This is a genomic window from Streptomyces sp. NPDC059037, from assembly GCF_042740015.1.
Classification (GTDB): Bacteria; Actinomycetota; Actinomycetes; order Streptomycetales; family Streptomycetaceae; genus Streptomyces.
Genome location: NZ_JBHYIG010000397.1, coordinates 1 through 7,346 on the forward strand (window position 1 = coordinate 1; position 7,346 = coordinate 7,346).

Genomic DNA, 7,346 nt, shown 5'->3' on the forward strand with positions numbered 1-7,346 from the left:
GCTTCAGTTTCGTATGCCGCTTACTTCAGCTTGTGGCATGCCTTCTGCGAGAGGTTCTTCCACTGCACGCAGACCAGCGTGCCCTTGCGGAGCTTGGGCCCCGCGGTGGCCCCGGGCTTGCCCCACTCGACCTCGGCGGCGTTGCCGTGCGGGACCGAGTGGGCCGTGCGCCAGCTCTTGCCGACGTGGGTCGAGCCGCCCGGCTGCTTGTACAGCCAGCGGGCCTTGCCCGCCTTGTACGGCGACCTGGCCGTCTGGACATAGTTCAGGCCACGCTTGGTGGCACCCTTCTTGTTCCAGTAGAAGAAGGAGACCGAGTACACGCAGGTCCTGCCGCTCTGCTTCACGCAGCGCACCTCTTGGTGCTTGCTCACGCTCGCGGCGGCCTGGGCCCCGGTCTGGGCGTTGGCCGGTGCGGCGGTCGTGACGGCGAGCGCTGCGGTGGCGCCGATCAGAAGCGCCTTCCCCGTTTGATTCAACACGTGCTGATTACCTCCAGCGGAGTTGATGTTGTCAGGGGAGACTGTAGTGATCAATGGCAGGATCATGACAGCGGTTTGGTCGCAGTCCTGGCATAGCCTCGTTTCAGGAGACCTCACATGCTGCCTGTGTCTCCACTCCGAGGAGGCGATGGTGAGCGGAACCGGGGCGCGGTTACTCGCGGGCGCCATGATCGTGACCTGCGCGGCGTTCCTCGGCCCCAGTGCACCGAACGGTGCGCACATCGCCAGGCCACTGCCGGCCGGCGCCCCCGAAGAGGTCGTACCGAACCGGGTCATGACGTGGAACATCTGCAATCCCTGCAACGCGACCGGGCAGAACGTCGGCCGGGCGGCGGAGATCGCCACGTACGCGCCCCAGGTCGTCGGCCTGCAGGAAGCGTGTGTCCGGGACGTCGAGAGCATCCGGGATCATCTGCAGTACCAGTACGGGCTGGTCTACCACGTCGAGTACGGGTCGGTTCTGCGCGACTGGGGCCGCTGCGGGGGACTGCCGTGGAGTCCGGGCGGCTTCGGCCAGGCGATACTCTCGGCGGCGCCGATGACGGACCGTACAAATGTGGAATACGCCGACGGCGGATCCGAGGACCGCGGGTACATGGCCGTCACCACCCTCGTGGACGGCCGGCCTGTCCGGGTCTTCAACACGCACCTGGCTCATCGGCACCAAGAAGCGGTCCGGGCCGAGCAGGTCGGCGTCCTGGCGGCGGAGGTCGCCCGGCACGACCGTGCGATCGTGCTCGGCGACTTCAACGCGGTGCCGGCTGCCGCCGAGCTGACCGGGATGTGGGGCCTGGCCGCGGACGCGGACCCCGAGTGCGGTCCCTCGGCCACCGGTATCTGCGAGACGACCACCGATTGGCACACCAAGTTCGACTACGTCTTCCTGCGGGGCTTCGACCGGCTCGAACACGGTGTGCATCCCACCCGGTACTCGGACCACAGCCTGCTCCACGCCGACGTGGGGCCGAAGCAGCGGCCGTGATCTGGCCGGGCCCCCGCCGTCTGAGACACTGGATTCACCATGCCTGTACCCGGAGAACTCGCGTAAATCCGGTACCAAATGGCCCCCCACCTGCGCTTTTGGCGTTGGCCGGGGGCCGTCTTCGTCGGCCTGGGCCGTATCTGGGCCGTCAGAGCAGGATCAACCCTCCAAGCCGGACCATTCCGCAGCGCTCTTAGGAACGTGAGCGACGAAGAACCGGGCAAGCGCCTGGTACGGCCGTTGGTCTGCCGGGAACCTCTCGTTGAGGTTCTCGGCCCTCAGGAGTTCCAGGCCGTGGCTGTCGCAGTACTCGCGGATCCAGGCATCGGCCGTGTCGACCGCGTGGTCGGGGTTGGTGCTTGCTGCCGTCATGATCTCGCCGAACGTCGGCCCCTTCGCTGTGGTCATCGCTCCAAGGAGCCACTGACCGTCGTAACGGGCGCCATGGACATGGAAGACGGCCACGCCATCGTGGAATGCGTCGGACGGGATGCCCAGTGGGCTCTGTACGTCGTAGGCGAGCGGCATGGGTGAGGTCCTCTCGATGGCCGCGCGGGTCCGGTCGTCGCTGCTGGGCATCAGGTGTGCGTACACCCGGAGCGTCAAGCCGGGGTCGGAGTGCCCCAAGTGCTGGCTGACGGCCTTGACGCTCACTCCGGCGTCCAGCAGGACGGACGCGTAGAAGTGCCTCAGCGCGTGCATGCCGTGCTCGCGGGCCGATTGATACTTGCCGTCGGCGTCGGCTTCCGGGATGAGGCCAGCCGCGGCAAGCGCGGGCTTCCACTCCTGGATGTTGAAGTTGCTGCGCCACACGATCCCGCCGGCCGCGTTGGTGAACAGCAGGCGGGCGGACACCAAGGGACCGTCCGGCGTGCGCCAGGGGAGTGCGATCTCGACCGGTTTGAACGAGCTCATGTGGGCGCGCGCGGATTCGGCGACCGACCGTGGCAGCGGCACGTCCCGTTCTTTGTTGCCCTTCGGGGGTGCGAACACAGCCGTGCCCCGGACCAGTTTTACCTGCCGGATCACTCGTAGGGTGTCGGCCTCAAAGTCGAATGCATCCTCTGCGAGCCCCACGATTTCCCCTTGCCTAAGGCCGCACCCGCTGCCCGGGTCCACCATGGCCCGGTATCTCTCGGAAAGCGCAGCGCGTACCGCAGACACCTGCGAAGGCAGCCACGGCACGACGCGCCGCCGTTCGCCCGACGGCGGGCGGACGGATCGAGCGGAGCATGGATTTCGGGGCAGCAGGCCGTCGTCCACGGCCGCGCTGAGGACGGCTCGCACATCGCCGTAGATGTTGCGCGCGTAACCACTGCTTACGGCGAGGTTGCTGGCCAGGGCGCTGACGAGCTTTCGGATGTGTTCCGGGCGGAACGAGTCGAGCGGGCGCGAGCCGAGGATGGGGAATGCATGCAGGCGCAGCCGCTGCTCGGTCGCGATCTGGCTTGACACATCGGCCGTGTGAGCCTGGAGCCATTTCTCGGCGTAGCTCTTGAAGGTGATCCGAGCCGCACGCGGATCGATGTAGTTGCCGCGCGACATGTCGGACGCGAGGTCGGTGAGCCATTTCTCGGCGAGACGCTTCTGCCCGTCGGGGAAGCTCTTGGACTTCTCGGAGCCGTCGGGGGCTATGTAGCGGGCGCGGTAGCGCTGTCCGGTTCCGTGGCGGTCGGTCTTGACCCGTACGTTCTTGCCGTCGGCGCCGGATTCGGTCTTGTACCAGCGGTCTTGGACGTGGCCGGACATGTGGTGACTGAGTCTCCTCATGCAGAAGGGAAGGCCACCGAAGTGGCCTTCCCTGGGGAATGGAGAGGGCGGGGGCTACGCCGCGTCAGCCTCGGCGAGCCGCTGTTGAATGACGAAGGCGCGGACGTCGGTGGGGTCGTAGCGCACGTGCTTGCCGATACGGAAGCCGGGCGGGCCGGTGCGCTTCTTGCGCCACTGGTAGACGGTTTCGAGCGGCACCTTGAAGATCGTGGCGATGTCGTCGGGAGTGAGATAGCGGTCGGGCAGTCCCGCCCGCAGGGTGTCGCGCGGGTTGTTCGGCGTACGCGAGGGCGTGCTCATAAGGGCGTCCTCCGTCGTTCCGTTGTAGCCGGGCTCTCTCTGGGAATCCGCAACATCCGCCACGCCGCAACATTGCTGGTCAGCGGCTTGGGTTTGTGGCGGATGGCGGTTTTGTTGCGGATAGGTGCCGCCACGCGCGGGCGAGGCGGCACCTATCGGGGGTGGCCGGCATGCCGACGCTGCGGAGCGTGCGTGTGTCCTAGGTGCGGATTTCTGCGTCATCGCGTCACCTGCGTCAATCAGGCCTCTGACCTGTGGGTTTCAGTGACGCAACAGGTCGGGCCCTGCGTCACCTGTGACACGGGCTCTCGTCATGAAGTGACGCGGGTGACGCGGTAGTGACGCAGGATTCGCCGTCTGCGTCACCGTTGTCTGTGCTGGTCAGCAGCCGTCTGTCGGGGGCGTGGTGACGCAGTGACGCAGATCTTCCCTACTTAGGAAAAAGACAGGGGTGGTTTCTGTGGTCGTACGTCGCCGCTCAGGACTTGAAGAACGGGCCGCTTCGCGGCGCGACCTGTGCAGGGCGGCTGGCGCCGCCGAACAGCAAGAGGAGCACCCCGGGCGCGGCGTGCTCCTCTTGCTTTCCCGCCTGTGCGGGTGGTCAGAACGCGCTCTGCTGCGCGTGCGGCGGGGGCGGGGTCTGGCGGGTGAGCTCGATGTAGCGGGCGGCGCTGGTGCGGCCCCATTCGACCAGGACGCCCCGGGCGGCCAGGGTGGGCTGGATGCGCCGGAGCCGGTCGGAGAGCACCTTGCCGGTGGTGGGCCAGCCCTTGGGCAGGGGGCGGCATTCTTCGCCGCTGTAGAGGGTAGTGAGGCAGTGCAGCCACTCGGCTGACGTCATCCGTACCTCTTCGCCGGGGGCGAGTTCGGCGGCGTGCTGAAGGACGGTCTGCGCCAGCAGGTCACCTTCGATGACGTCGTCGTTCAGGTCGTCCAGGCTGGCCCGGTAGGCGGCCAGGGTTCCGAAGCTCATAGCCGTGTCGAGCTGCGCGCACAGGTGCGCGAAGTCGGCCATGCGCAGATCGGTGGGGGTTTCCGCTTCGGCCGCGCGGACCTTGACGGTGAGATCCAGGAGCGAGCCGAGGACGGCGGGCAGGATCTCGGCGTACTCCGCCCACAGTTCGGCCTCGGTGCGCCGCACTCGGGGGCGTTCCAGGCGCAGGGTGAGGAGGCGTTCGGCGAGGTCGGGGCGGATGATGCCGACGTCGATGCCGGTGAGCAGCACTGGGCGGCGGTAGCGGGAGCGCACGACGTCGCCGTCGGTGAACAGCGCGCGCTTGATGCTCTCGGCTCCGGTGATGACGCAGCACATGAGGTCGGACAGGTCCGGGGCCAGGTGGGAGAGGTTGTCCAGGGCGGTGATCCATCCGGCGGCCACGGCCGTGATCATGTTCTCTTCGTCCTTCGGGGGACGCCGCAGGTCGCTGCTCATCCCCTCGATGATGCGGATGAGCATCCGCCCGGCGGTCGACTTGCCCGCGCCCTGCGGACCGGTCAGGAACGGCGCCGGTACTGGGACGGACGGTTCGAGGCAGCCGATGAGCCAGGCGACGGCCAGGCACTCGGTCTGGGCGTCGGCGAAGTTGCACAGCCGCAGCAGCAGATCCAGGCCTTTGCCGCCTGTGTCCTTGGCGGGAAGGGGGAGTTCGCCGGTGAGCTGGGTGCGCCGCCAGCAGACCTCTTCGGGGTCGGGGACGCGGATGTCCCAGCCGGTGGGGTGGATGCGCACGGACTGCCCGTCGTCGCGGCCCAGGTCGAGCCAGGTGGCGCCGTCGAAGCCGGGGGCGACACGGATGTTCGTGGGCTGTACCTGCTCGGTCAGCGCGAGTGCTTCGATCAAGTCCAACGCCTCCTTCAAGGCAGTTCCGTTGAAGACGCCGACCCCGTCACGGAAGAGGCCGACCATGAGTTCTTGGCGGTGGCTCCCGGTGGTGCCCTGGGAGCGGATCGGGCGGGCCACGGGGTGGCCGGTGCGCTGGGCGTACACGGTGCCGTCGACCGTGCGGAAGTACCGGAAGTGGCTCTGCGCGTAGTCGGTGATGACCTTGCGGGCCGGGTCCTTCTCGTCGTCGGACACGCTCACAGCCCCAACGCGGAACGGGCGTTGGCCCACGCGTCCGTGCAGTGCCTCACGGATTCGCCCTTGGCCTGCGCGGCGGTGAACAGGCGCGCGATGTGGGCGTCGGTGAGGCAGCCGCACCGGCCGTGCGTGGAGAGCACGGCCAGGAACGTGCGGTAGACGGCGTTGTGCACACAGCTGGTCGCATCGGTGATGCTCTGCTCCGCCATGGCGATGCCGCGAGCCAGGTAGGCGGGCGTGCGGTGCGGGCAGCTCCCGCCTCCGTGCGGGGCAGGCGCGGTAGCGGTCTCGGGCACGGGTCGGGCCGGGGCGGGTTTCACGGCGAGCGCCCGGATCACCTCCGGCAGGGCGGTGAGGCGGCCGGTGCCGGGGCCGAGCCAGCGGGCGTATGACATGCGGGACTTGATGTCGACGCCGGGCCGTACACCGTTTGTGGAAGGCACGGTGCCCAGGTAGATCCAGTGTTGGCCGCGTGTGGTGGGCACGGTGCGGGTGGGCGGCAGACGGGAGTGGGCCCAGGTGATGGCGTCGGCGTGGTCGAGGTCGACGACGGTGAGGCGGACGCCGGCGGGGTGGTAGGCCACCGCGGCGGCCCGCCGCCATGCGCTCGCCCACGCCGCGGACCGGAGAAGTTCCGGGTTGGTGGTCGCGGCGGCCCAGGCGTGGCAGGGGCGCGGGCAGGCGCAGGGACCGGCCTGCTTCATGTTCGGGCGGCCACCGCACGCGTTCTTCACACAGGCCGGGCAGTTGTTGAAGGGAGCCTTGCCCACACGCAGCGGCAGCACGGGCACGCCCTTGGACGCGAGCGCGAGCGCGGTGGCCAGATGCCCGGTCGGCTGTGGTCTGAGGTGGTCTCGCCGGGGCGGGGTGGAAGGGGTCATGCTGGGGGTCTCCTCTTCTGTGCTGAGGACGGGGAGAGCCGGGGCGGCCGTGAGTCTTTGGCGAGATGTGGCGACCGCCCCGGGCACCTCTAGAAGGGCGGTTCGTCGCTGTAGCCGTTGGCGGCCCACGGGTCCGGGTGACGGCGCGGGCGCCACCGGCGGCGCGGCAGCGGCAGCAGGACCCAGCAGCGCTGTTGGTTCCAGCAGGTGCAGGACTCCCACTCGGTTCCGGCGTACTCGCCGGTCTCGGGGTCGCCGTGGTCGTAGGCCGTGCCGCCGTCGCCACCGCAGTCGGGGCAGTCGGGCCGGGGCGTGTCGGTCAGCACGAGCGCGGGCCGGGGACAGGCGGTGCGCTCGATACGCAGACGGGCCATCAGCGGGTGTCCTTCGGCGGCGTGCAGCTTGGCGTCCAGCGCGGCGGTGATGCGGGCGACGACGGGCCACAGAGCAGCACTCATGGGCGGGCCTCCTGGGTGTCGGTGCGGACATCGGTGATCTGTGTGCGTTCGGGCCGGGGTGTGGTGTTGCCGCTGTCGTCGCGCTGCCCGATGAGGGCTGCGACGGCGAGCACGAGCAGGGTGATCAGGGCCCCAAGCCATGAGGGCCGGCGGGCTCGGTGCGGGGTGACTGGGGTGATGCTGATCTCGTAGTGGGTGGGGTGGCGCCTGCCTAACAGCACGGTGAAGCCTCCGAGTTGAGAGCATCGCGATGGGGTGGCGTGCGGGGCCGGTCGGCCTGTCCCGGGGTGGGCCCCCCCCCAGGGCGGGGGGGAAACCCAACGGACGCCCCCGGGGGGGGCCGATCCCGGGGGGGGGGGGGGGGGCGCGGGC

General features: G+C 69.0%; 7 protein-coding genes and 1 pseudogene. 1 reads left to right on the forward strand and 7 read right to left on the reverse strand.

Annotated elements, in window-relative coordinates:
• Positions 1 to 20: 20 nt before the first annotated feature.
• A complete protein-coding gene (locus ACFWY6_RS42965) occupies positions 21 to 482 on the reverse strand; it encodes a hypothetical protein (protein ID WP_384702608.1) in 462 nt (153 codons plus the stop codon).
• 148 nt (positions 483 to 630) lie between these two features.
• Between ACFWY6_RS42965 and ACFWY6_RS42970 the strand changes: the two genes are divergently transcribed.
• Entirely contained in the window at positions 631 to 1,485 is an 855-nt protein-coding gene (locus tag ACFWY6_RS42970) for an endonuclease/exonuclease/phosphatase family protein (RefSeq protein WP_384702611.1), read from the forward strand.
• A gap of 537 nt (positions 1,486 to 2,022) precedes the next feature.
• Here ACFWY6_RS42970 and ACFWY6_RS42975 read toward each other — a convergent pair.
• From ACFWY6_RS42975 to ACFWY6_RS43000, 6 genes and pseudogenes are all read right to left on the reverse strand, one after another.
• Positions 2,023 to 3,234, reverse strand: a pseudogene (locus ACFWY6_RS42975) (tyrosine-type recombinase/integrase); the annotation flags it as partial.
• A 75-nt stretch (positions 3,235 to 3,309) separates the two neighbouring features.
• The gene (locus tag ACFWY6_RS42980) at positions 3,310 to 3,555 is read right to left on the reverse strand and encodes a helix-turn-helix domain-containing protein (RefSeq protein ID WP_384702614.1); all 246 of its coding nucleotides are present in this window, start codon (positions 3,553 to 3,555) and stop codon (positions 3,310 to 3,312) included.
• A 601-nt stretch (positions 3,556 to 4,156) separates the two neighbouring features.
• Positions 4,157 to 5,632, reverse strand: coding sequence for an ATP-binding protein (locus ACFWY6_RS42985; protein ID WP_384702623.1), 1,476 nt, complete (start codon positions 5,630 to 5,632; stop codon positions 4,157 to 4,159).
• A gap of 2 nt (positions 5,633 to 5,634) precedes the next feature.
• Positions 5,635 to 6,516 carry a DNA primase gene (locus ACFWY6_RS42990; RefSeq protein WP_384702617.1) on the reverse strand — a complete coding sequence of 294 codons (882 nt, stop codon included), beginning with the start codon at positions 6,514 to 6,516 and terminating at the stop codon, positions 5,635 to 5,637.
• An 89-nt stretch (positions 6,517 to 6,605) separates the two neighbouring features.
• Complete coding sequence (locus ACFWY6_RS42995) at positions 6,606 to 6,890, reverse strand: hypothetical protein (protein ID WP_384702626.1); 285 nt, start codon at positions 6,888 to 6,890, stop codon at positions 6,606 to 6,608.
• Between the two features lie 80 nt (positions 6,891 to 6,970).
• Positions 6,971 to 7,195, reverse strand: a complete 225-nt coding sequence (locus ACFWY6_RS43000; RefSeq protein ID WP_384702620.1) for a hypothetical protein — start codon at positions 7,193 to 7,195, stop codon at positions 6,971 to 6,973.
• Positions 7,196 to 7,346: the final 151 nt, after the last annotated feature.